Raw genomic sequence first — 22,634 nt, forward strand, 5'->3', positions numbered from 1 at the left:
TGGGTCGACCGACATCCTGCCAGCGGATGCCTCAGGTCGCGACTGTTTGTCGCGGTCGTGTCCACGGCCAGGTCAGCAGGGCCCACACGCCGGCGACGATCGCGATCTCCAGCACGACGTACAGCGGCCACGGCCCGAGGTGGTCGAGCAGCGAGGCACTGCTCGGCAGCCGGTTCAGGTAGCCGTAGTTGGTGCCTGCCACGACGTTGAAGACGTACGCCGCGACCGCCCAGCCCAGCGTGATCGCGACGGTGCGGCGGTAGGTCTGCCAGGTGGGCAGGACCCGCAGCCCGAGCACCAGGAAGAACGACGCCCACACGATCAGCACGTGCATGCCCCAGAACATCAGGAACCGCGGCTCGGGGAAGTCCGAGGCCAGGTCGGGCGTCAGCATCCCCTGGGTCGTGAGGGTGATGCCCCACAGGTACGTGATGGTGGACGTCAGCCGGTGGCGGGTCCACAGCGCGTGCGCCGCGAACATCCAGGCCAGGTCGCACAGCTGGAACGGCAGGGACGTCCGAAGGTTCCACTCGTCGGGCGTCAGCTGCAGCGCCTGCAGCGGGATCGTGACGCACAGCAGCACCACGGCGAAGGTCCGGCGCACGGCCTGCTCGGACGCACCGCCGCTCAACCGACGCCCGGTGACGATCGCCACGACCACGCCGACCGCGAACACGGCCAGCACGGTCAGGTGCGACGTCCCGTAGGTCTCGAACCGGTGGTCCGCCGCCAGCGTCATGCCGCGAGGCTAGCCCATCGCCGACGTCCCCCGCGGCTGCTCGCCGCCGGCCGCCCGGGTCAACCCTGGGCCTTCTCGGCGACGTGGTTCCACTGCTCCCACGTCTCGATGCGCCGGGCGTAGTCGGCCTTGGCGATGCCGAGCGGGGCACTGCCGAAGAAGACGCGCAGCGGCGGCTCGGCCGCGTCGACGACGTCGAGGATCGCGGCGGCCGACGCCGTGGGATCGCCCGGCGTGCTGTTGCGGGACGCCCGCTGCTCCATGGTCTTCTGGCGGAACGCGGCGTACGCGGGGTTCTCCGTCGAGTGCGACGCCGAGTCGCCGCTCCAGTCGGTCGAGAACCCGCCGGGCTCGACCAGCGTCACGTGGATGCCGAAGTCGGCGACCTCCTGGGCCAGTGCCTGCGAGAAGCCCTCGAGGGCCCACTTCGACGCGTGGTAGATGCCGACCAGCGGGAAGGCCGAGATGCCGCCGATCGACGACACCTGGATGATGTGGCCCGAGCCCTGCTCGCGCAGCAGGGGCAGCGCCGCCTGGGTGATCCACAGCGCGCCGAAGAGGTTGGTCTCGAGCTGGGCGCGTGCCTCCTCCTCGGAGATCTCCTCGATGAAGCCGAAGTGGCCGTAGCCCGCGTTGTTGACCACGACGTCGAGCCGGCCGAAGTGCTCGTGGGCCTGCTGGACGGCCGCGAAGTCGGCGGCGCGGTCGTTGACGTCGAGCTCGATCGGGAGGATCGCGTCGCCGTACGTCTGCACCAGGTCGTCGAGCGAGTCGGTGCTGCGGGCCGTGGCCGCGACGCGGTCGCCCCGCTCGAGCGCCGCGACGGCCCACTCGCGTCCGAATCCGCGCGAGGTGCCCGTGATGAACCAGGTCTTGCCAGTCGTGTCAGTCATGCCATCGACGCTACGACCTGGAGCGCACTCCAGCGCAACTCGAAACCGGGCGGGCGTCATCACACCAGTACCTGCAACGGCCCATCGGTGATGACGTCCGGCTAGGGAACGCGCAGGAACGTCACCGCGAAGTCGGCGTCGTCCGCGTACGGCACCAGGTCCCACGTCGCGAACCGCTGCTCGACCACCAGCCCGGCGTCCGCGACGGCGGAGTCGAAGTCGACCAGCGACAGCTCGCGGTCGGTCGCGAAGCCGAGCACGACGCGCCCGCCCGGACGGACGTGGCGTCGCAGCGACTGCAGCACGAGCCCCTCGGTGCCGGGCGCCACGAACACCATGACGTTGCCGGCGACGACGGCCACGTCGAACGGCTCCTCGTCGAGGTCGAGGCGGCTCAGGTCGCCCACCAGCCAGCGCGGGCCGGGGTGATCGTCCTGCGCCGCGGCGATCAGCACCGGATCGGCGTCGACGCCGACGACCGTGTGCCCGCGCTCGTGCAGCACGGCCCCGAGACGTCCGGGGCCGCATCCGGCGTCGAGCACCCGCGAGCCCGGAGGCACGATCGCGTCGATCAACCGGGCCTCGCCCCCGAGGTCGGCTCCCTGCGCGGCCAGCGTGCGAAATCGGTCGACGTACCACTTTGAGTGGCCGTCCTTGGTGTCGGTGAACCAGCGCGGAATGTCGGTCATCGGCCCATCGTCCTCCAGGCGTACGCTGCGCTGGTGAACGACTCCCGCAACGGCGTGGCCTTCGGCGCTGCCGCCTACCTGTGCTGGGGGTTCTTCCCGCTGTACTGGCCGCTGCTCGACCCGGCGAGCTCCCTCGAGGTGCTGGCCCACCGGTTCGTGTGGTCGATGGTGTTCGTGCTCGTGGCGATCACCGCGATGGGCAAGTGGCCGGCCTTCCGGACGATCGCCCGCGACCGCCGCCTGATGCTGATCCTCACCGGCGCCTCGGTGACGATCGCGGTCAACTGGGGCGGCTTCATCTACGGCGTCACCAACGGGCACGTCATCGAGACGTCCCTCGGGTACTTCATCAACCCGCTCGTGACGGTGCTGCTCGGCGTCTTCGTGCTGAAGGAGACGCTGCGACCCGTGCAGTGGGTCGCCATCGCGATCGGCGCGTCGGCCGTCGTCGTCCTGACGGTCGACTACGGACGGCTTCCGTGGATCGCGCTGGTCGTCGCGGCGTCGTTCGCGATCTACGGCTTCCTCAAGAAGAAGGCCGACCTCGGCGCGTTCGAGGGGCTCGGCATGGAGACCGCGATCCTGTTCCCGGTCGCGCTGGCGTTCCTCGTCGTCCTGCAGGTGCGCGGCGACCTCGCGTTCGGGCACGAGGGGCCGGGCAACGTCGTCCTGCTGATGGGCACCGGAGTCGTCACGGCCATCCCGCTGCTGCTCTTCGGGGCTGCGGCCACGCGGCTGTCGCTCACCACGATCGGCCTGCTGCAGTACCTGGGTCCCATCATCCAGTTCATCGTCGGGCTGACGATCTTCCACGAGGACATGACCGGCGCCCGCTGGATCGGGTTCGTCCTGGTGTGGCTGGCGCTGGTGATCTTCACCCTCGACGCCGTCAACAACCACCGAAAGCTGCTCAGGACGACCGCGGAAGCCGCCGCGATCTAGACCGGTCCGCGTCCCGACCATGGGCCGAGCGAGCGCAGCGAGCGAAGGCAGGCGCCCGGGCGGAGCCCGGCAGCCGTGAGGCACGAACGGCTGGAGCGGCGAGGAACGAGCCGCGCGCCCTAGCCGAGACGGGTCGCGACGGTGTCGCAGAGCTCCTGGAGGGCCGCGCGGGCCGGGGAGTCGGGCAGCGTGGCCAGCAGCGCGCTGGCGGCGTCGGCCTCGGCCTGGACGTACGAGCGCGCCTCGTCGAGCGCCGGGTGCGCGCGCAGCAGCGTGAGCGCCTCGGCGTGCTCGGCGTCGTCGGTGAGGGGCTTGGACAGCAGGGCCCGCAGCCGCTCGCCCTCGGGATCGGTCGAGCGCAGCGCGATGAGGGTCGGCAGCGTCGGCACGCCCTCGCGCAGGTCGGTGCCGGGCGTCTTGCCGGACTGCCCCGTCTCGCTGGCGACGTCGATGACGTCGTCGGCGAGCTGGAACGCCGCGCCGATGCGCTCGCCGAACTCGGTGAGCGTCTGCTGCACGTCGGCCGGCGCTCCGGCCATCATCGCGCCGAAGCGCGCGGCGGTGGCGATGAGCGATCCGGTCTTGTCGGCCACGACGCCGAGGTAGTGCGCGAGCGCGTCCTCGCCGTCGCCGGGCCCGACCGTCTCGCGGATCTGCCCCTGCACGAGACGCGAGAACGTGCGCGCCTGGATGCGGACGGCGTCGGGGCCGAGGTCGGACACCAGGTCGGACGCCTGCGCGAACAGAAAGTCGCCGACCAGGATCGCCACCGAGTTGCCCCAGCGGGAGTTGGCGCTGGGTGCCCCACGGCGGATGGCGGCCTCGTCCATGACGTCGTCGTGGTAGAGCGTGGCGAGGTGCGTCAGCTCGACGACGACCGCCGAGCGGGCCACCTCAGGACGTGCCGGATCGCCGAACTCGGCGGCCAGCACGACCAGCAGGGGACGGAAGCGCTTGCCCCCGGCGTTGAGCAGGTGCGACGCGGCTTCGGCCACGAGACGGGTCGGGCTCTCGACGGCCGTCCCGAGCTGGCGCTCGACCTCGTCGACACCGGCCGTCACCCGCGCCTCGAGAGAGGCATCGGCGAAGGAGACACCCAGAGTGGACACGCGGATCTCCTTGAACGGTCAGCGTCGAACGGCTCGAACGGTCAGCGCACGAAGGCGCCCGCGTGCTGGGCCAGGTCCAGCAGCGGTCCCGGAATGATACCGAGCCCGACCGTACCGACCACAGCCACGCCGATGACCACGGTAGTCAAGACGCTGGGGACCGCGACCGTCGGGCCTTCCCCGACGGGGTCGGTGAAGAACATCAGGACGATGACCCGCACGTAGAAGTAGGCGGCCAGCGCGCTGACGAGCACACCGATCACGACCAGCCACCAGAAGCCGCCGGAGTACGCGGCGCTGAACACGCCCCACTTGCCGATGAAGCCGCCCGTGAGCGGGATGCCGGCGAACGACAGCATGAACACCGCGAACGAGCCGGCCAGCACGGGGGACGTCTTGCCGAGCCCCGCCCACTTCGACAGGTGTGTCGTCTCGCCGCCCGAGTCGCGCACCAGCGTGACGACGGCGAAGGCGCCGATCGACGACAGGCCGTAGACCGCGAGGTAGAACAGGACGCTCGACACCGACGTGACCCGGTCGGAGCCGGCGACGCCCGCGTAGACGCCGACGAAGCCGACCAGCAGGAAGCCCGCGTGGGCGATCGACGAGTAGGCCAGCATGCGCTTGACGTCGGTCTGCGAGATCGACACGACGGCACCGAGGAACATCGTGATGACCGCGATGGCCACGATCGTCGGGCGCCAGTCCCACGACGACCCGCCGAAGGCCACGAAGAACACACGCAGCAGCGCCATGAAGGCAGCGGCCTTGGTGCCCGCGGCCATGAAGGCGGTGACGGGGGTCGGCGCGCCCTGGTACACGTCGGGGGTCCAGGTGTGGAACGGCGCCGCGCCGATCTTGAACAGCAGGCCGACGGCCATCAGCGCGATCGACGCCAGCAGCATCGTCTCGCTGCCGGTGCGGCTGGTGACCGCGGTGTCGATCGCCGACAGCTCGAAGCTGCCCGAGTAGCCGTAGGCCAGGGCGATGCCGTAGAGGAAGAACACCGACGAGAAGGCGCCGAGCAGGAAGTACTTGAGGGCCGCCTCCTGGCTGAGCAGGCGACGCCGACGCGCCAGCCCGCACAGGATGTAGAGCGGCAGGCTCAGCACCTCGAGCGCGACGAACATCGTCAGCAGGTCGTTGGCCGTGGCGAACAGCATCATGCCGACCAGCGCGAACAGCGCCAGCGGGAACACCTCGCTGTGCTCGAGACGGCGCTTTACGGCATCGGCCTCGGCGGCCGAGCCGGGTGCGTCGGCGGCACGTCCGGTGAAGGCGCTGAGCCCCCCGTCGAGCCGGCGCTCGGCGAACAGCAGCATGCTCAGCAGGCCGAACACCAGCAGGATGCCCCAGGCGAAGACGCCAGGACCATCGACGGACACGGCACCCTCGGCGGCGATCTGTCCGCGCGCCGTCAGGGACGACTCGATGCGGTCGAGGTCGGTGTAGACCCACACGGTGTCGGCCAGCGCGGCGACGATCGCGGCGCACGCGAGCACCGTCTGGGCGGCGAAGCGCGTGGTGCGGGGCCAGAACGCCTCGACCAGCACGCCGACGATCGCCGCGCCCGCGATGATCATCAGCGGGGCGAGCAGCGAGTACTCGATCTCGGGGGCCGGGATCGGCGGCAGCTCGGCCGACATCAGCGATGCACGCATCAGTGACCGCCTTCCTCTGCTGTCGGTGCTTGGTCTGAGGACTCAGCGATCGGCGTGGGCGTCTTGGGCGTCGGGTCGCTCTTGCCGAGGTGGCTGACCACGGTGTCGACGGCCGGGTTGATCGCCGAGAGCACGGGCTGCGGGAAGAAGCCGAGGCCGATGATCAGCATGATCGCCGGGGTCAGGGCCGCGATCTCGCGGGGCCGCAGCTCGGTCACGCCCATCGCCCCCGGCGCCAGCGGCCCGGTCATGGTGCGCTGGTACATGATCAGGATGTAGAGCGCGGCCAGCACGATGCCGAGCGTCGCGACGGCGGCGGCCGGGATCGACACCGTGAACGTGCCGGCCAGCACCAGGAACTCCGAGACGAAGGGTGCCAGGCCCGGCAGCGACAGGCTCGACAGGCCCGCCAGCAGCAGCACGCCCGACATGATCGGGGCGATCTTCTGGACGCCGCCGAAGTCGGAGATCCGGGCCGAGCCACGGCGCGAGACCATGATGCCGGTGACGAGGAACAGCGCCGCGGTCGAGAGGCCGTGGTTGAACATGTAGAGCGTCGAGCCCGCCATCGAGGTGGACGTGAACGCGAAGATGCCGAGGATGATGAAGCCGAAGTGCGACACCGACGTGAACGCGATGAGCCGCCGGATGTCGTCCTGGCCGATCGCGAGCAGCGCGCCGTAGACGATGCTGACCACGGCGAGCGTGATGATCACGGGGCTCGCCCAGTCGGCCGCCTCGGGGAACAGGTTGAGGCACCACGTGATCATGCCGAACGTGCCGATCTTGTCGACGACGCTGACCATCAGCACGGACGTGCCGGGCGTCGCCTCCTTGGCGGCGTCGGGCAGCCACGTGTGCAGCGGCCACAGCGGCGCCTTGATCGCGAACGCCGCCATGAACCCGAGGAACAGCAGCCGTTCGGTGTTCTGGCCCATGTCGAGGTTCTTGAGGTCGCTCAGCAGGTACGAGGCATCACCCTGCCGGGAGCTGACGACGTAGAGGCCGACGATCGCGGCCAGCATCAGCAGGCCGCCCACGAGGTTGTAGATCAGGAACTTGACCGCGGCGTACGACCGGTTGGGCCCGCCGAAGGTGCCGATCAGGAAGTACAGCGGGATCAGCGTGGCCTCGAAGAGCACGTAGAACAAGAACGCGTCGGTGGCCATGAAGGCGCCGAGCGCGAGGCCCTCGACCGCGAGCATCCACGCGAAGTAGGCATTGGTGCCCTTCGGGTCGGGCAGGCGGTCGTCGAAGGACGCCAGGATGATGATCGGCACCAGGATCGTGGTGAGCAGCACCAGCGTCACGGCGATGCCGTTGACGCCGACCGCGTAGTGGGCCCCGAAGGCCTTGATCCAGGTGTGCTGCTCGGTCAGCTGGTAGCCGCCGTCGGACGGCTCGTACTGCGCCAGCACCGCGAGCGAGAGCGCCAGCGTGACCAGCGAGACGCCGAGCGCGACGACCTTGGCCGGCAGGTGGTTGGAGGTGCCGCGCGGCAGCAGCGCGAGGACGAGTGCGCCCGCGATCGGGGTCGCGGCGAGGATCGACAGGATCATGCGAGGGTCACCGCCAGGAGACAGAGGACGACGATGGCGACGCCAGCGAACATCATGAGGGCATAGGAACGGACGTAGCCGGTCTGCGGCTTGCGGAGCAGCTGCGAGGTGTCACCCAGACGGTCGGCCGTCCCGGTCACGAAGCCGTCGATGCCCTTGCCGTCGAACCAGACCAGCAACCGGGTGAGGTGCGTGGTCGGGCGGACGACGAGCGCGTCGTTGAGCTCGTTGCCGTACAGCTCGTGCCGGCCGGCCCGGGCGAACAGCGAGACCGAGTCGTCGGCGGGGGTCTCGCCCGCGATGGGCTCGCGCCGGTAGAACGCGACCGCCGCCACGACGCCGACCGCGACGACCGCCGTGATGATCAGCGTCAGCACGATCGCCGGGACCGCGAGCTCGTGGTGCTCGGCGTGGCCGACGACGGGCTCGAGCCACTCGACGATCCAGTCGCCGAGCAGCAGGACGCCACCGACGGCCGACAGCGCCGCCAGCCCGATGAGGGGCCAGGTCATGACGCGGGGCGACTCGTGCGGGTGCACGTCCTCGCGCCAGCGCTTCTCGGACAGGAAGGTCATGATCATGAGGCGGGTCATGTAGAAGGCCGTGACGCCGGCGCCCAGCAGCGCGCCGAGCCCGACCCACAGGTTCTGCCCGAAGGCGGCCTCGATGATCTTGTCCTTGGACCAGAAGCCCGCGAACGGCGGCACGCCGATGATCGCCAGGTAGCCGAGACCGAAGGTCGCGAACGTCACCGGCATCATCGTGCGGAGCCCGCCGTAGTGACGCATGTCGACGTCGTCGTCCATGCCGTGCATGACCGATCCGGCGCCGAGGAACATGTTGGCCTTGAAGAAGCCGTGCGTGATGAGGTGGAAGACCGCGAAGGCGTAGCCGGCCGGGCCGAGGCCTGCCGCCAGCATCATGTAGCCGATCTGGCTCATCGTCGAGCCGGCCAGGGCCTTCTTGATGTCGTCCTTGGCGCAGCCGATCCAGGCGCCGGCCAGCAGCGTCACGAGGCCGACGATGATGACGGCGGTGCGAGCCACCTCGGACGCGTCGAAGATCGCGTTGCTGCGCACCACCAGGTAGACGCCGGCGGTGACCATGGTGGCTGCGTGGATCAGGGCCGAGACGGGGGTCGGGCCCTCCATGGCGTCGAGCAGCCAGCTCTGCAGCGGCACCTGCGCCGACTTGCCGCACGCGCCGAGCAGCAGCAGCAGGCCCAGCGAGGTCGTGACGGTGTCGGTCGCGCCGGGGGCGGCGGCGTTGACGGCCGCGATCGCCGAGGTGCCGAACTGGGCGAACATCAGCATGATCGCGAGCGCCATGCCGATGTCGCCGACACGGTTGACGACGAAGGCCTTCTTGGCGGCGGCCGCGGCGCTGGGCTTGTGCTGCCAGAACCCGATCAACAGGTACGACGCCAGACCGACGCCCTCCCAGCCGAGGAACAGCACGAGGTAGTCGCCGGCCAGCACCAGCGTCAGCATCGCGGCGACGAACAGGTTGAGGAAGGCGAAGAAGCGCCGCCTCCGCTCGTCGTGCGCCATGTAGCCGATCGAGTAGACGTGGATCAGGGTGCCCACGCCCGTGATCAGCAGGACGAACAGGGCAGAGAGCTGGTCGTAGACGAAGCTCATCTCGACGTGGAACGTTCCGGCGTCGATCCACGTGAACAGCGACACGGCGTGCGAGCGGTCGTCGGCCCCCTCGCCCATCAGCGTGACGAACAGGACGACCCCGAGCACGAACGAGGCCGCGGACGCCGCCGTGCCGATCAGGTGACCGAAGCGGTCGGACTCCTTGCCCCAGACGAGCAGCAGCGCGCCGGACGCGAGCGGGATGGCGATGAGCAGCCACTGAAGATCGAGCATCTCTCTACTCCTAGGACTTCAGCAGGCTCGCGTCGTCGACCGAGGTCGTCCGCCGCGTGCGGTAGATGGAGATGATGATGGCCAGGCCGATGACGACCTCGGCGGCCGCGACGACCATCACGAAGAAGGCCGCGAGCTGGCCGTCGAGGTTGCCGTGCTGGCGCGAGAAGCTGACGAAGGCCAGGTTGGTCGCGTTGAGCATCAGCTCGACGCACATGAACACGATGATCGCGTTGCGCCGCACGAGGACGCCGACGGCACCGATCGTGAACAGGATCATCGACAGGGTGATGTACTCGCTCACTTGCCGTCACCGTCCTCGTCGGTCTGCTCGGGGGTCTCGAGCCGCTTGACCATGTCGTCGACGGCGTCGTCGTAGCCCGAGCGCACCTGGCCCCGGCCGATGATGCTCTCGGAGACCGACTCCTCGAGCGGCGAGCCGTCGGGCAGCAGGGCCGGGGTGTCGACCGCGTTGTGCCGCGCGAACACGCCGGGGGTGGGCGCGTTGCCGGGGTGGACGCCCAGCTCGGCGTAGTCGCGCATCCGCTGCCGCGCGAGGTCGGCCTGCGAGCGCTTGGGCAGCAGGCTCTCGTGGTGGGCCATGACCATCGCGCCGAGCACCGCCGTGATCAGCAGGGCTGCCGTGAACTGGACGGCCAGGATGTACGGGCCGAACATCAGGGCCGCGAGACCCTCGACGTTGCCGTTGGCATTGGCCTGGTCGAGGCCCGTGACGGGCGAGGCGACGGCCTGGCCGACCACCGTCACCATGACGAGGCCGAACGCCAGGCCCACGGCGGCGGCCGCGACCCGCTGGCCGGCGATCGTCTCGCGCAGCGACTCCGAGCTGTCGACGCCGACCAGCATCAGCACGAACAGGAACAGCATCATGATCGCGCCGGTGTAGACGATGATCTGCACCGCGAAGAGGAACGGCGCCCCCTGCGCGGCGTACAGGATCGCCAGACTGATCATCACGACCGCCAGGCCGAGCGCGGCGTGGACGGCCTTGCGGGCGAACAGCAGTCCCAGCGCGGCGATCACCATGACCGGCGCCAGGATCCAGAACGGGGTCACTCGTCGTCCCCTGCGTCCGTCGAGCCTGTCGAGGCGCCCGATGACACGCCCACGATGGGCAGCTGCTTGCCGCGGTAGTAGTCGTGGTGGTCGTCGCTGATCATCATCTCGTGCGGGGGCTCGACCATGCCCGGCAGCAGGGGCGCGAGCAGGTCGTCCTTCTCCCAGATGAGGTCGGCGCGGTTGTCGTTGGCCAGCTCGTACTCGTTGGTCATGGTCAGCGCGCGCGTGGGGCACGCCTCGATGCACAGACCGCACAGGATGCAGCGCAGGTAGTTGATCTGGTAGACGCGGCCGTACCGCTCCCCCGGGCTGAATCGCCCGGAGCCGTCGGCGTCGTCGATGTTGGAGGCACCCTCGACGTAGATCGCGTCGGCCGGGCACGCCCAGGCGCACAGCTCGCAGCCGATGCACTTCTCGAGCCCGTCGGGCCAGCGGTTGAGCTGGTGGCGGCCGTGGAACCGCGGCGCCGTCGGCACCTTGGTGAACGGGTACTGCTCGGTGACGGGCTTGCGGAACATCGTCCGGAACGTCACGCCGAAGCCGGCGATCGGGTCCCAGAGCGTCTCCTTGACCGGGTTACTCATGGGTGGTCACCTCTGTGGTCTGGCTGTCGTGGGGGGCGGCCGACTGGCCGGGCATCGGCGGGACGGGGTAGCCCCCGGCGAAGGCGTCGAAGGGGGTCTCGTCGACCTCGGCCTCGTGCTTCTTCTCGGGGATGAAGAACGTCAGCAGCGCCAGCAGACCGACCACGATCGCGATCGGCACGAGCAGGTCGCGATCGAGCATGTCCTCGGCCTTGAGCTTGCGGATGAACGTGACGGCCACGATCCATCCGAGCGAGATCGGGATCAGGATCTTCCAGCCGAACGTCATGAACTGGTCGTAGCGCATGCGCGGGAGCGTGCCCCGCAGCCAGACGAACACGAAGATGAAGAACAACGTCTTGCCGAAGAACCACAGCACCGGCCAGTAGCCCGTGTTGAAGTAGCCCTCGCTGATCTGCCCGAGACCGAACGGCGCACGCCAGCCACCCAGGAACAGCGTCGTGGCCAGGGCCGACACCGTCACCATGTTGATGTACTCGGCCAGGAAGAACAGCGCGAACTTGAGCGAGGAGTACTCGGTGTGGAACCCGCCGACGAGCTCGCCCTCGGCCTCGGGGAGGTCGAACGGCGCGCGGTTGGTCTCGCCGACCATCGCGATGCAGTAGATGACGAACGACGGGAACAGCGGGATGAAGTACCACATGTCGCTCTGCGCGGCGACGATCTCGGAGGTCGACATCGAGCCGGCGTACATGAACACCGACACGAACGACAGGCCCATCGCGACCTCGTACGAGATGACCTGCGCGCTCGACCGCAGGCCGCCCAGCAGGGCGTAGATCGAGCCGGACGACCAGCCGGCCAGCACGATGCCGTAGACGCCGATCGACGTGACCGCCAGGATGTACAACACCGCGACGGGCAGGTCTGTCAGCTGCAGGGGCGTGATGGTGTCGGTGAACGGGATGCGCACCTCGGGCCCGAACGGGATGACGGCCCACGCCAGGAAGGCGGGGATGACGGCCAGGATCGGGGCGAGGATGTAGACGGCCTTGTCGGCCGCCTTGACCACGATGTCCTCCTTGAGCGCCAGCTTGACGCCGTCGGCGAGGCTCTGCAGCAGGCCGAACGGCCCGTTCACGTTGGGGCCGATGCGGTGCTGCATCTTGGCGACCACGCGACGCTCGAACCAGATGTTGAACAGCGTGTAGACCAGCAGGAAGACGAAGATCAGCACCGACTTGAGCGCGACGACCCACAGCGGCTCGTTGCCGAACAGGCCGCTCATGCGTTCACCCCCGCCGTCAGGGTGACCCGGTCGCCGTAGCCCGCACCCAGGACGGCGCGCAGGCTCAGCCCGGAGTTGGTCGGTGCCCAGACGACGTCGCCCGGAAGGCCGGCCACCTCGGTGAAGAACGTCGCGCTGCCGGCAGCCGTCGAGATCGTCGCCGGACCACCGGGGTCGATGCCGAACGCCTGCAGCGTCGCCTCGCTGGCGCGCAGCACGGCCGGGCGGGCCGTGGCCTTGTACTGCGCCTGACCGTCCTGGTTGCGGCCGTCGTCGACCATCAGGCGCCAGGTGTCGAGCACGACCTGCCCCTTCTTGGGCCTCGCCGCGGGCTTGGGCTCGACCGCAGGCGCCTCCGCGCGGACACCGTCCCAGGGCCCGAGCTCGGCCATCGCGCGGCGTGCCGCGGCGACGGTGCGGAAGCCGAGGGGACGTCCCATCTCCTCGGCGATGCCGGCGAGCACCCGGATGTCGGTCAGCGACGCGGGCTGGTGCAGCACCGCGTCGAAGGTGCGCACGCGGCCCTCCCAGTTGACGAACGAGCCGGGCTTCTCGACCACGGGGGCGATCGGCAGCACGACGTCGGCCATCGCGGTGACGTCGCTGTGGCGCACCTCGAGGCTGACGACGAACGATGCGGCCTCGATACCGGCACGGGCGGCCGCCGGATCGGGCAGGTCGTCGATCTCGACGCCGCCGATCAGCAGGGCCCTGACCGTGCCCGAGCTCGCCGCTGCGAGCATCGCGGACGTGTCGCGACCCTTGGTGGCGGGGATGTTCTTGACCCCCCAGGCCGCGGCGAGGTCGGCGCGGGCCTCGGCGTCGCCCAGCGGACGTCCGCCGGGCAGCAGCGTCGGCAGGCACCCGGCCTCGACGGCGCCACGGTCGCCGGCCCGGCGCGGGATCCACGCGAGGCGTGCGCCGGACGTCGTCGCGGCGGCCAGGGCGGCGCTGAAGCCGCCCGCGACCGATGCGAGTCGCTCTCCGGCCAGGATGATCGCGCCGGCCGGCAGGTCGAGGGCGGCCAGGGCGGCCGGCTCGTCGCCCGGAATCGTGCTGACGAGCTCGCCCGACATCTTGCGCAGCCCGCGCGTGGCGTGGCTCGCGATCGAGACGACCCTGACGCCGCGGGTCTTGGCGGCCTTGCGCAGCCGCAGGAAGATGCTGCCGTTCTCGTCCTCGGGCTCGAAGCCCACCAGCACCACCACCGATGCCGTCTCGAGATCGGCGAAGGTCACGTCGAGCGAGGTCGCGGCCACGTGGGAGGCCAGGAACGCGGCCTCCTCGGCCGAGTGGGCGCGGGAGCGGAAGTCGATGTCGTTGGTGCGCAGCACCGTGCGGGCGAAGCGGCTGTAGGCGAAGGCGTCCTCGGCCGTCAGCCGTCCCCCGGTGAGCACGCCGACGCGCCCCTGGGCAGCAGCGAGCCCCCGCGCGGCGATCGCGAGCGCGGCAGGCCACGACGCGACCTCGAGCTGACCGGTCTCGGCGTCCCGCACCAGCGGCGTGGTGACGCGGTCGCCCTGCGTCGCGTAGGCGAAGGCGAAGCGGTCCTTGTCGGTGATCCACTCCTCGTTGACCTCTGGGTCGTCACCGGCGAGACGGCGCATGACCTTGCCGCGGCGGTGGTCGACGCGGATGGCGGAGCCGCTCGCGTCGTGCTCGGCGACCGACGGGGACGACACGAGGTCGAAGGGCCGCGACCGGAAGCGGTAGTCGGCGCTGGTGAGCGCGCCGACCGGGCAGATCTGGATCGTGTTGCCCGAGAAGTACGAGCTGAACGGCTCCTCCTCGTAGATGCCGACCTGCTGGCGGGCTCCGCGCTCGATCAGTGCGATGAACGGGTCGCCGGCGATCTGCTCGGAGAAGCGGGTGCACCGGGCGCACAGCACGCACCGCTCGCGGTCGAGCAGCACCTGCTCGGAGACCTTGATCGGCTTGGGGAACGTCCGCTTGGTCTCGGTGAAGCGCGACTCGCCCTGCCCGTGCGTCATGGCCTGGTTCTGCAGCGGGCACTCGCCGCCCTTGTCGCAGACGGGGCAGTCGAGCGGGTGGTTGACGAGCAGGAACTCCATGGTGCCGCGCTGCGCCTTCTCGGCGACGGGCGACGTGACCTGCGTCTTGACGACCATGCCGGCGGCGACCTCGATCGTGCACGAGGCCTGCGGCTTGGGGAAGCCGCGACCGTTGCCCGCGTCGGTGATCTCGACGAGGCACTGACGGCACGCGCCGACCGGGTCGAGCAGCGGGTGGTCGCAGAAGCGCGGGATCTCGGTGCCGATCAGCTCGGCGGCGCGGATCACGAGCGTCCCCTTGGGCACGCTGACCTCGACGTCGTCGATCGTGAGCGTGACGAGCTCGACGGGCACGTCGCTCCCTGAGCTGGTCGAAGGGACCGTCACAGTCATCAGGAGCTTCCTTTCGACAGGCTCAAGGAGCGATCGCCGAACAGCATCGACGCCGCGGGCGGGAACAGCTCGCTGGACGGGGTGTGCATGCCGGCCTCGAACTCGTCGCGGAAGTGCTGGATCGCCGACGTGATGGGGCTGGTGGCGCCGTCGCCGAGAGCGCAGAACGAGCGTCCGAGGATGTTGTCGCACAGGTCGAGCAGCAGCTCGATGTCACCGTCCTTGCCCTGGCCCTGGTCGAGACGCTGCAGGGTCTGCACGAGCCACCAGGTGCCCTCGCGGCACGGCGTGCACTTGCCGCACGACTCGTGCTTGTAGAACTCGGTCCAGCGCAGCACGCACCGCACGACCGACGTGGTCTGGTCGAAGACCTGCAGCGCGCGCGTGCCGAGCATCGAGCCCGCCGCGCCGACGGACTCGTAGTCGAGCGGCATGTCGAGGTGCTCGGCCGTCAGGAGCGGGGTGGACGAGCCGCCGGGCGTCCAGAACTTCAGCTCGCTGCCCTCGCGCATGCCCCCGCCGAGGTCGATCAGCTGCCGCAGCGTGATGCCGAGCGGTGCCTCGTACTGACCGGGACGCTTGACGTGGCCCGACAGCGAGTAGATGACGAAGCCCTTGGACTTCTCGGTGCCCATCGAGGCGAACCACTCGTGGCCGCCGCGCACGATCGCCGGCACCGAGGCGATCGACTCGACGTTGTTGATGACGGTCGGGCTGGCGTAGAGGCCCTCGACGGCCGGGAACGGGGGCCGCAGACGCGGTTGTCCGCGACGTCCCTCGAGCGAGTCGAGCAGCGCCGTCTCCTCGCCGCAGATGTAGGCGCCGGCGCCCGCGTGGATGACCAGGTCGATGTCGATGCCGCTGCCCAGGATGTCCTGGCCCAGGTAGCCGGCCTCGTACGCCTCGCGGCACGCGGCCCGCAGGCGACGGATGACGTGCAGCACCTCGCCGCGGACGTAGATGAAGGCCTGCTGCGCGTTGATGGCGTGCGCCGCGATGATGGCGCCCTCGATGAGGGTGTGCGGCGTCGCCATCATGAACGGGATGTCCTTGCACGTGCCCGGCTCGGACTCGTCGGCGTTGACCACGAGGTACTTGGGTTTGGGGTTGTCCTGGGGGATGAAACCCCACTTCATGCCGGTCGGGAACCCGGCCCCGCCGCGTCCGCGCAGGCCCGACTCCTTGACCAGCTCGACGACGTCGGCGGGCGCCATCTTCAGTGCCTTGTCGAGCGCGTCGTAGCCGCCGGTCTTGCGGTACTCCTCGAGCGTCCAGGCACGGTCGGTGCCCCAGTCGGCCGTCAGGACCGGTGTCAGCAGGTCAGTCATCGTTGCCCTCCTCAGCCGTGTCGGCAGGTGAGTCGTCGATCGCGGTCTCGGTCTCGGCGCGTGAGGTGTCGGCCTGGGCCGCGGCCTCCTGCTTGGTGTCGGCGACGCCGTCCGGCGCACCAGTGCCGTCGGTGCCGGCCGAGCCGCCCTCGCCGGCCGAGCTGGTCGAGGCCTCGTACGACGGCGCCGCCCAGCCACGCTCGTGGGCGATCTCGAAGCCGGCCAGCGAGGCGCCGGCTGCCGTGGGGCCCTCGTCGACCAGTCCGTCCTCGAAGCCGGCGATGACGCGCTCGGCCTCGCGCCAGCTGGTGATGGTTGCTCCGCGGGTGGCCTGGACGGTCTCGCCGGCACGCAGCTTGTCGACGACCTCGATCGCCGACTCGGGCGTCTGCTGGTCGAAGAACTCCCAGTTGACCGTCATGACGGGGGCGAAGTCGCAGGCCGCGTTGCACTCGATGTGCTCGAGCGTGACCGCGCCGTCGTCGGTGGTCTCGTCGTTGCCGACGTCGAGGTGCTGCTTGAGCCGCTCGAAGATCAGGTCGCCGCCCATGACGGCGCACAGGGTGTTGGTGCAGACGCCGACGTGGTGCCGGCCCATCGGGCGACGCTTGTACATCGTGTAGAACGTCGCGACGCCCGACACCTCGGCGGCCGTGATGCCGAGGATGTCGGCACAGACCTCGATGCCCTCGTTGGTGACGTTGCCCTCGACGGACTGCACCAGGTGCAGCATCGGCAGCAGAGCGGAGCGAGCCTGCGGATACCGGGACCCCAGCTCGACGAGCTCAGCCTTGGTCGTGTCGGAAAGCGTCATCGAGAACCCTCCCAGGAGAACGCACCCATGGGCCGAGCGAGCGCAGCGAGCGACGGCTGGCGCCCAGGCGAAGCCTGGCGGCGGTGAGGAACGAGCCGCCGGAGCGGCGACGAAGGAGCCGTGCGCCTCATCGGTCGACACCGCCCATGACCGGATCGATGCTGGCCACGGCGACGATGACGTCGGAGATCATGCCGCCCTCGCTCATGACCGACGTGCCCTGCAGGTTGACGAAGGACGGATCGCGGAAGTGCGCCCGGTAGGGGCGGGTGCCGCCGTCGGAGACGAGGTGGCACCCGATCTCGCCGCGCGGTGCCTCGACGGCCCCGTAGGCCTGGCCGGCCGGCACCCGGAAGCCTTCGGTGACGATCTTGAAGTGGTGGATCAGCGCTTCCATCGACTCGCCCATGATGTGCTTGATGTGCTCGGCGGAGTTGCCCTGCCCGTCCGCGCCGACGCTGAGCTGCGCGGGCCACGCGATCTTCTTGTCGGCGACCATGACGGGCTGGCCCTCCATGCCGGCGAGCCGCTCGGTGGCCTGCTCGACGATCTTGATGGACTCCCACATCTCGTCGAGCCGCACCCGGAACCGGCCGTAGGCGTCGGGCTCGTCGCGCGTGACGACCTCGAAGTCGTACGTGTCGTAGCCCCAGTAGGGCTGCTTCTTGCGGAGGTCCCAGTCGTAGCCGGTCGACCGCAGCACCGGTCCGGTGAGGCCCAGGGCGAGACACCCGGCGAGCTCGAGGTGCCCGACCCCCTTGAGGCGTCCCTTGAAGATCGGGTTGGCGTTGCACAGCGCGGCGTACTCGGGCAGCCGCTTCTTGAGCAGCTTGACCGTCGAGCGGATCTTCTCGATCGCACCGTCGGGCAGGTCCTGGGCGACACCGCCGGGACGGAGGAACGCGTGGTTCATGCGCAGTCCCGTGATCATCTCGAACAGGTCGAGGATCAGCTCGCGGTCGCGGAAGCCGCAGGTCATGACCGTGAGCGCGCCGATCTCCATGCCGCCGGTGGCCAGGCACACCAGGTGCGACGAGATGCGGTTGAGCTCGAGCAGCAGCACGCGCATCGCTTGTGCCTTCTCGGGCGCCTCGATCTCGAGCAGCTTCTCGACCGCCATGACGTAGGCGGCCTCGTTGGAGAACGGCGCCACGTAGTCCATGCGGGTGCAGAACGTCACGCCCTGCGTCCAGGTGCGGAACTCCATGTTCTTCTCGATGCCGGTGTGCAGGTAGCCGATGCCGGCGCGGGCGTCGCGGACGGTCTCGCCGTCGATCTCGAGCACGAGGCGGAGCACGCCGTGGGTCGAGGGGTGCTGCGGACCCATGTTGATGACGAGCCGGTCGCCCTGCAGGTCGGAGACGTCGATCGTGTCCCAGTCCTGGCCGGTGACGGTGAAGACGGGACCATCGGACGAGTCGGTGGTGCCTGCGTAGGGATCGTTGCCCACCGTCGAGCTCTGTTGCGTCATGAGTAGCTCCTGCGCTGGTCCGGGGGCGGGATCGTGCCGCCCTTGTACTCGACCGGGATGCCGCCCAGCCTCGTGCGCGGAGCGCACAAGACAGCGGAGTGTCCGACTAGCCGCTGGGCCTTCACGAGTAGTTCCTCCTCTGATCCGGAGGGGGCACCGTCGCGCCCTTGTACTCGACCGGGATGCCGCCCAGCCCCGTGCGCGGAGCGCACAGGACAGCGGAGTGTCCGACTAGCCGCTGGGCCTTCACGAGTAGTTCCTCCTCTGATCCGGAGGGGGCACTGTCGCGCCCTTGTACTCGACGGGTATGCCGCCCAGCGGGTAGTCCTTGCGCTGGGGGTGGCCGGGCCAGTCGTCGGGCATGAGGATGCGCGTCAGCGCGGGGTGGCCGTCGAACTCGATGCCGAACATGTCCCAGGCCTCCCGCTCCTGCCAGTCGGCGGTCGGGTAGATCGGGACGACGCTGGGCACGTGGCGGTCGTCGTCGGAGGTCGTGGTCTCGACCCGGATGCGACGGTTGTGCGTCATCGAGAGCAGGTGGTAGACGACGTGCAGCTCGCGCCCGGTCTCGTGCGGGAAGTGCACGGCCGACACGCTGGAGCAGAACTCGAAGCGCAGCACGGGGTCGTTGCGCAGGTGCGTCACGGCCTCGAGCAGCAGCTCGCGGCGGACGTAGAAGGTGATCTCGCCGCGGTCGACGACGACCTTCTCGATGGCACCCTCCAGCCCGGCACCGCCGGCGAAGCGGTCGGCGACCTCGTCGAACCAACCACCGTACGGACGTTGGCTCGGGCCGGGCATGACGACGGGGCGGGTGAGCCCGCCGAAGCCGCTGGTGTCGCCCGTGCCGTGTGCACCGAACGCCCCTTCGCGGATCTCGACGACCTCGAGCTCGGTGACGTCGGCCCGCACGAGGTTGTCGTGCGACTCGTGCGAGACGTCCTGCGACTGCGTGCCCGCATCGCGCGCGTCGCGGTCGCCCTTGGGGTCGGTCATCGTGAGGCCTCGTTCATCGCATGAGGCCCTTCATCGCGGACGTCGGCGTGGCCAGCAGGGCGGTCTTCTCGTCGTCCTTGATCTCCGCCAGGCGGTTGCTGCCGAGCTTGGTGTGCTGGATCTGGTCGTGCAGCTTGAGGATCGCGTCGATCAGCATCTCGGGCCGCGGCGGGCAGCCCGGCAGGTACATGTCGACGGGCACGACGTGGTCGACGCCCTGCACGATCGCGTAGTTGTTGAACATGCCGCCCGAGCTGGCGCAGACGCCCATCGCCAGGACGTACTTGGGGCCGGCCATCTGGTCGTAGATCTGGCGCACGACGGGGGCCATCTTGTTGCTGACACGGCCGGCGACGATCATCAGGTCGGCCTGGCGCGGCGAGGGACGGAAGACCTCCATGCCGAAGCGTGCGGAGTCGAAACGGGGGGCGCCGAACGTCATCATCTCGATCGCGCAGCAGGCCAGGCCGAAGGTCGCGGGCCAGAACGAGGCCTTGCGCATGTAGCCGGCCAGGCCCTCGACCGTCGACAGCAGGACCCCGCTCGGCAGCTTCTCTTCAAGACCCATCAGGTCCACTCCATTCCGCCGCGGCGCCACTCGTAGGCGTACGCGATCGTGACGTTGACGAGGAACAGCATCATCGCGAAGACCGCGAACCAGGACATCTGGTCGAAGGCCACCGCGAAGGGGTAGAGGAACACGATCTCGATGTCGAAGACGATGAACATCATGGCCGTGAAGAAGTACTTGACCGGGATGCGTCCGCCGCCCTCGGGCAGCGGGCTCGGCTCGATGCCCGACTCGTAGCGGTCGAGCTTGGCACGGTTGTAGCGCTTGGGACCGGTCAGCGGGGCGATGGCCACCGAGCCGATCGCGAAGAGCGCCGCGAGACCCCCGAGCACGAGGATCGGCGTGTAATCCGTCACGGCACCTCCCGGGGCTGGACCGACAGAGCGAAGAACCATCGAGGTCGCGCGCTTGTGAATTGCTTCACAACGTGACCACGGTCTCACCCTACGCCCGCCGGGATCAGCGTGTAACTTAGGTCACACTAAGTCAGCCTGTCCGCTGACGAACGGGCCGTCGCCCTTTCACGAGAGGGACGTCAGGGCTTGGTCGAGTGGTGCAGCGCGACGATGCCGGCCGAGAGGTTGTGCCACTCGACGCGTCCCCAGCCGGCCTCGACCATGCGCAGCGCGAGGCCCTTCTGGTCGGGCCAGGCGCGGATCGACTCGGCCAGGTAGACGTACGACTCGGGGTTGGACGACACGGCCCGGGCCACGGGAGGCAGCGCCCGCATCAGGTAGTTGCTGTAGACCGCGTCGAACGGGCCCCACGTCGGCGTGCTGAACTCACACACCACGATGCGTCCGCCCGGACGCGTGACGCGCAGCAGCTCGCGCAGGCCCTCGACGGGGTCGACGATGTTGCGCAGGCCGAACGAGATCGTCACGGCGTCGAAGGTGTCGGCCGCGAAGGGCAGCCGCATGCCGTCTCCAGCCGTGAACGGAAGACCCGGACGGGCTCGCTTGCCGACCTCGAGCATCCCGATCGAGAAGTCGCACGGGACGACGGTGGCCCCGGCGTCGGCGAACGGCTGGCTGGACGTGCCGGTGCCCGCCGCCAGGTCGAGGATCAGCTCTCCGGGCCGGGGAGCGACGAGATCGACCACGCGCCGCCGCCAGCGTCGGTCCTGGCCCATCGACAGCACGTCGTTGGTCAGGTCGTACTTCTCGGCCACACCGTCGAACATCTTCGCGACGTCGTGGGGCTGCTTGTCCAGACCGGCTCTGCTCACTGCTGAATCCTACGGCCACGCACCGGCGACCGCCGGTGCAGGCGACACGACGGCCGGTCCCGCACCGTGTCTGACGCGACACATCATGAGCATGCCGTGACGCCCGCGAGTACGCTCGTATGTTGTGAGCCATCCCGCCGTCGCCCCCCGGATCGGGCCCCTCGTGGTGCGATCGGCGCCGGTCGACGACCCCGGCGAGCTGCTCGCCCTGCTGCCGCCCGACGACGCCTTCGCGTGGGTGCACGGGGGCGACGGACTGGTCGGCTGGGGCCGCGCGACCGAGCTGCACACGGCGGGCGCCGACCGGTTCGCCGAGGCCTCCGCGTGGTGGCGCGAGCTGTCGTCGCGCGCCGTCATCCGCGACGAGGTCGACACCCCCGGCTCGGGCCTGGTCGCGTTCGGCTCCTTCACCTTCGCCGACGACGCCGACGGCAGCGTCCTCGTGGTGCCCGAGGTGGTCGTGGGTCGCCGCGACGGCGTCTCGTGGGTCACCGTGATCGGCACCGGCATCACCGCCCCGCCGCCCCTCGTGCCGGCCGCGCCGCCGCAGGTGCCGACGGGCGCGACGTTCGCCGACGGGCCGGTCGACGGCGACACGTGGCAGTCGCTCGTGGCCGAGGCCGTGCAGCGCATCCAGGCCGACGACCTCGACAAGGTCGTGCTGGCCCGCGACCTCGTCGCCACGCTCGACGCGCCCCTCGACGTCCGCGCCCCTCTGGCCCGCCTCGCCGGCGGCTACCCCAGCTGCTGGACGTTCCACGTCGACGGCTTCTTCGGGTCGACGCCGGAGATGCTGGTGCGGCTCGAGCGCGGGCTCGTGACGTCCCGCGTGCTGGCCGGCACGATCCGGCGCACGGGCGACGACACGCACGACCTCGCCCTGGCCGGCTCGCTGGCCAGGTCGAGCAAGGACCTCGAGGAGCACGAGTACGCCGTGCGCTCGGTGGCCGACGCCCTGGCGCCCCACTGCACCAACATGTTCGTGCCCGAGACGCCGTTCGTCCTGCACCTGCCCAACGTCATGCACCTGGCCACCGACGTCACCGGCGTCATGAAGGACGGCGCCAGTGCCCTGACGCTCGCCGCGTCGCTGCACCCGTCCGCGGCCGTGGGCGGCACCCCGACGCGCGAGGCCGTCCGCCTGATCGGCGAGATCGAGCGGCTCGACCGCGGACGCTATGCCGGGCCGGTGGGCTGGATCGATGCGCGCGGCGACGGCGAGTGGGGCATCGGGCTGCGATCGGCCCAGGTCGAGGACGACGGACGCACCGTGAGGCTGTTCGCCGGTTGCGGCATCGTCGCCGACTCGGTGCCCGCCGACGAGCTGGCCGAGTCGACCGCCAAGCTCATCCCCGTCCGCGAGGCCCTGACGCCCCGCGAGATGTGACGCCCACGGCGTGACGAGCGCCCGTTGACGCCGTAGGCGTCACAGATCGCGGGGA

At 69.8% G+C, this 22,634-nt stretch carries 21 protein-coding genes; 2 read left to right on the plus strand and 19 right to left on the minus strand.

Going from position 1 to position 22,634, the window contains the following annotated elements; translation table 11 throughout:
* Positions 1 to 31: 31 nt before the first annotated feature.
* The 3 genes from DX116_RS02340 to DX116_RS02350 all read right to left on the minus strand — a co-directional run bounded on the left by DX116_RS02340 (position 32) and on the right by DX116_RS02350 (position 2,321).
* Positions 32 to 739, minus strand: coding sequence for a YwaF family protein (locus DX116_RS02340; protein ID WP_119702597.1), 708 nt, complete (start codon positions 737 to 739; stop codon positions 32 to 34).
* A gap of 59 nt (positions 740 to 798) precedes the next feature.
* Positions 799 to 1,632 carry an SDR family oxidoreductase gene (locus DX116_RS02345; RefSeq protein ID WP_119702598.1) on the minus strand — a complete coding sequence of 278 codons (834 nt, stop codon included), beginning with the start codon at positions 1,630 to 1,632 and terminating at the stop codon, positions 799 to 801.
* 101 nt (positions 1,633 to 1,733) lie between these two features.
* A complete protein-coding gene (locus DX116_RS02350) occupies positions 1,734 to 2,321 on the minus strand; it encodes a class I SAM-dependent methyltransferase (RefSeq protein ID WP_119704080.1) in 588 nt (195 codons plus the stop codon).
* A gap of 33 nt (positions 2,322 to 2,354) precedes the next feature.
* On the opposite strand from DX116_RS02350, the gene rarD reads away from it, so the two are divergent.
* Positions 2,355 to 3,263, plus strand: coding sequence for an EamA family transporter RarD (rarD, locus tag DX116_RS02355; RefSeq protein WP_199715899.1), 909 nt, complete (start codon positions 2,355 to 2,357; stop codon positions 3,261 to 3,263).
* 119 nt (positions 3,264 to 3,382) lie between these two features.
* On the opposite strand, the gene DX116_RS02360 is transcribed toward rarD, so the two are convergent.
* The 16 genes from DX116_RS02360 to DX116_RS02435 form a co-directional block, all read right to left on the minus strand.
* Complete coding sequence (locus tag DX116_RS02360) at positions 3,383 to 4,372, minus strand: polyprenyl synthetase family protein (protein ID WP_119702599.1); 990 nt, start codon at positions 4,370 to 4,372, stop codon at positions 3,383 to 3,385.
* Between the two features lie 41 nt (positions 4,373 to 4,413).
* Positions 4,414 to 6,033: an NADH-quinone oxidoreductase subunit NuoN gene (gene nuoN / locus DX116_RS02365; protein ID WP_199715900.1), complete on the minus strand. Its 1,620-nt coding sequence runs from the start codon at positions 6,031 to 6,033 to the stop codon at positions 4,414 to 4,416.
* Entirely contained in the window at positions 6,033 to 7,592 is a 1,560-nt protein-coding gene (locus tag DX116_RS02370; RefSeq protein WP_119702600.1) for an NADH-quinone oxidoreductase subunit M, read from the minus strand. The genes nuoN and DX116_RS02370 overlap by 1 nt, the downstream gene beginning before the upstream one ends.
* Positions 7,589 to 9,466: an NADH-quinone oxidoreductase subunit L gene (nuoL, locus tag DX116_RS02375; RefSeq protein WP_119702601.1), complete on the minus strand. Its 1,878-nt coding sequence runs from the start codon at positions 9,464 to 9,466 to the stop codon at positions 7,589 to 7,591. Before nuoL ends, DX116_RS02370 begins: the two co-directional genes overlap by 4 nt.
* A 10-nt stretch (positions 9,467 to 9,476) precedes the next feature.
* Positions 9,477 to 9,770, minus strand: a complete 294-nt coding sequence (gene nuoK, locus DX116_RS02380) for an NADH-quinone oxidoreductase subunit NuoK (protein WP_119702602.1) — start codon at positions 9,768 to 9,770, stop codon at positions 9,477 to 9,479.
* A complete protein-coding gene (locus DX116_RS02385) occupies positions 9,767 to 10,543 on the minus strand; it encodes an NADH-quinone oxidoreductase subunit J (protein WP_119702603.1) in 777 nt (258 codons plus the stop codon). Before DX116_RS02385 ends, nuoK begins: the two co-directional genes overlap by 4 nt.
* A complete protein-coding gene (gene nuoI / locus DX116_RS02390) occupies positions 10,540 to 11,130 on the minus strand; it encodes an NADH-quinone oxidoreductase subunit NuoI (RefSeq protein WP_119702604.1) in 591 nt (196 codons plus the stop codon). Before nuoI ends, DX116_RS02385 begins: the two co-directional genes overlap by 4 nt.
* The gene (gene nuoH / locus DX116_RS02395; protein WP_119702605.1) at positions 11,123 to 12,379 is read right to left on the minus strand and encodes an NADH-quinone oxidoreductase subunit NuoH; all 1,257 of its coding nucleotides are present in this window, start codon (positions 12,377 to 12,379) and stop codon (positions 11,123 to 11,125) included. The genes nuoI and nuoH overlap by 8 nt, the downstream gene beginning before the upstream one ends.
* Positions 12,376 to 14,784, minus strand: a complete 2,409-nt coding sequence (locus DX116_RS02400; protein WP_119702606.1) for an NADH-quinone oxidoreductase subunit G — start codon at positions 14,782 to 14,784, stop codon at positions 12,376 to 12,378. Before DX116_RS02400 ends, nuoH begins: the two co-directional genes overlap by 4 nt.
* Positions 14,784 to 16,112: an NADH-quinone oxidoreductase subunit NuoF gene (gene nuoF, locus DX116_RS02405; RefSeq protein ID WP_119702607.1), complete on the minus strand. Its 1,329-nt coding sequence runs from the start codon at positions 16,110 to 16,112 to the stop codon at positions 14,784 to 14,786. The genes DX116_RS02400 and nuoF overlap by 1 nt, the downstream gene beginning before the upstream one ends.
* Positions 16,105 to 16,926 carry an NADH-quinone oxidoreductase subunit NuoE gene (gene nuoE, locus DX116_RS02410; protein WP_119702608.1) on the minus strand — a complete coding sequence of 274 codons (822 nt, stop codon included), beginning with the start codon at positions 16,924 to 16,926 and terminating at the stop codon, positions 16,105 to 16,107. The genes nuoF and nuoE overlap by 8 nt, the downstream gene beginning before the upstream one ends.
* Before the next feature lie 127 nt (positions 16,927 to 17,053).
* Positions 17,054 to 18,397, minus strand: a complete 1,344-nt coding sequence (locus tag DX116_RS02415; RefSeq protein ID WP_119702609.1) for an NADH-quinone oxidoreductase subunit D — start codon at positions 18,395 to 18,397, stop codon at positions 17,054 to 17,056.
* A gap of 246 nt (positions 18,398 to 18,643) precedes the next feature.
* Positions 18,644 to 19,393 carry an NADH-quinone oxidoreductase subunit C gene (locus tag DX116_RS02420; protein ID WP_119702610.1) on the minus strand — a complete coding sequence of 250 codons (750 nt, stop codon included), beginning with the start codon at positions 19,391 to 19,393 and terminating at the stop codon, positions 18,644 to 18,646.
* A 13-nt stretch (positions 19,394 to 19,406) separates the two neighbouring features.
* On the minus strand, positions 19,407 to 19,961 hold the full coding sequence (locus DX116_RS02425; RefSeq protein ID WP_119704083.1) for a NuoB/complex I 20 kDa subunit family protein: 555 nt from the start codon (positions 19,959 to 19,961) through the stop codon (positions 19,407 to 19,409).
* Positions 19,961 to 20,320, minus strand: a complete 360-nt coding sequence (locus DX116_RS02430) for an NADH-quinone oxidoreductase subunit A (protein ID WP_119702611.1) — start codon at positions 20,318 to 20,320, stop codon at positions 19,961 to 19,963. The genes DX116_RS02425 and DX116_RS02430 overlap by 1 nt, the downstream gene beginning before the upstream one ends.
* 179 nt (positions 20,321 to 20,499) lie before the next feature.
* Entirely contained in the window at positions 20,500 to 21,192 is a 693-nt protein-coding gene (locus DX116_RS02435; protein ID WP_119702612.1) for a demethylmenaquinone methyltransferase, read from the minus strand.
* A gap of 124 nt (positions 21,193 to 21,316) precedes the next feature.
* On the opposite strand from DX116_RS02435, the gene DX116_RS02440 reads away from it, so the two are divergent.
* On the plus strand, positions 21,317 to 22,579 hold the full coding sequence (locus tag DX116_RS02440; protein WP_119702613.1) for an isochorismate synthase: 1,263 nt from the start codon (positions 21,317 to 21,319) through the stop codon (positions 22,577 to 22,579).
* Positions 22,580 to 22,634: the final 55 nt, after the last annotated feature.

Source organism: Aeromicrobium endophyticum (assembly GCF_003586285.1).
GTDB classification, from domain to species: Bacteria; Actinomycetota; Actinomycetes; order Propionibacteriales; family Nocardioidaceae; genus Aeromicrobium; species Aeromicrobium endophyticum.

What these genes read in the sequence shown, in the direction of transcription:
- DX116_RS02350 (WP_119704080.1), bottom strand. Translation starts at nt 2,321, where the DNA reads ATGACCGACATTCCGCGCTGGTTCACCGACACCAAGGACGGCCACTCA.
- DX116_RS02370 (WP_119702600.1), bottom strand. Translation starts at nt 7,592, where the DNA reads ATGATCCTGTCGATCCTCGCCGCGACCCCGATCGCGGGCGCACTCGTC.
- DX116_RS02345 (WP_119702598.1), bottom strand. Translation starts at nt 1,632, where the DNA reads ATGACTGACACGACTGGCAAGACCTGGTTCATCACGGGCACCTCGCGC.
- DX116_RS02415 (WP_119702609.1), bottom strand. Translation starts at nt 18,397, where the DNA reads ATGACGCAACAGAGCTCGACGGTGGGCAACGATCCCTACGCAGGCACC.
- nuoI (WP_119702604.1), bottom strand. Translation starts at nt 11,130, where the DNA reads ATGAGTAACCCGGTCAAGGAGACGCTCTGGGACCCGATCGCCGGCTTC.
- DX116_RS02400 (WP_119702606.1), bottom strand. Translation starts at nt 14,784, where the DNA reads ATGACTGTGACGGTCCCTTCGACCAGCTCAGGGAGCGACGTGCCCGTC.
- nuoF (WP_119702607.1), bottom strand. Translation starts at nt 16,112, where the DNA reads ATGACTGACCTGCTGACACCGGTCCTGACGGCCGACTGGGGCACCGAC.
- nuoL (WP_119702601.1), bottom strand. Translation starts at nt 9,466, where the DNA reads ATGCTCGATCTTCAGTGGCTGCTCATCGCCATCCCGCTCGCGTCCGGC.
- nuoE (WP_119702608.1), bottom strand. Translation starts at nt 16,926, where the DNA reads ATGACGCTTTCCGACACGACCAAGGCTGAGCTCGTCGAGCTGGGGTCC.
- DX116_RS02420 (WP_119702610.1), bottom strand. Translation starts at nt 19,393, where the DNA reads ATGACCGACCCCAAGGGCGACCGCGACGCGCGCGATGCGGGCACGCAG.
- nuoN (WP_199715900.1), bottom strand. Translation starts at nt 6,033, where the DNA reads ATGCGTGCATCGCTGATGTCGGCCGAGCTGCCGCCGATCCCGGCCCCC.
- nuoH (WP_119702605.1), bottom strand. Translation starts at nt 12,379, where the DNA reads ATGAGCGGCCTGTTCGGCAACGAGCCGCTGTGGGTCGTCGCGCTCAAG.
- DX116_RS02425 (WP_119704083.1), bottom strand. Translation starts at nt 19,961, where the DNA reads ATGGGTCTTGAAGAGAAGCTGCCGAGCGGGGTCCTGCTGTCGACGGTC.
- DX116_RS02340 (WP_119702597.1), bottom strand. Translation starts at nt 739, where the DNA reads ATGACGCTGGCGGCGGACCACCGGTTCGAGACCTACGGGACGTCGCAC.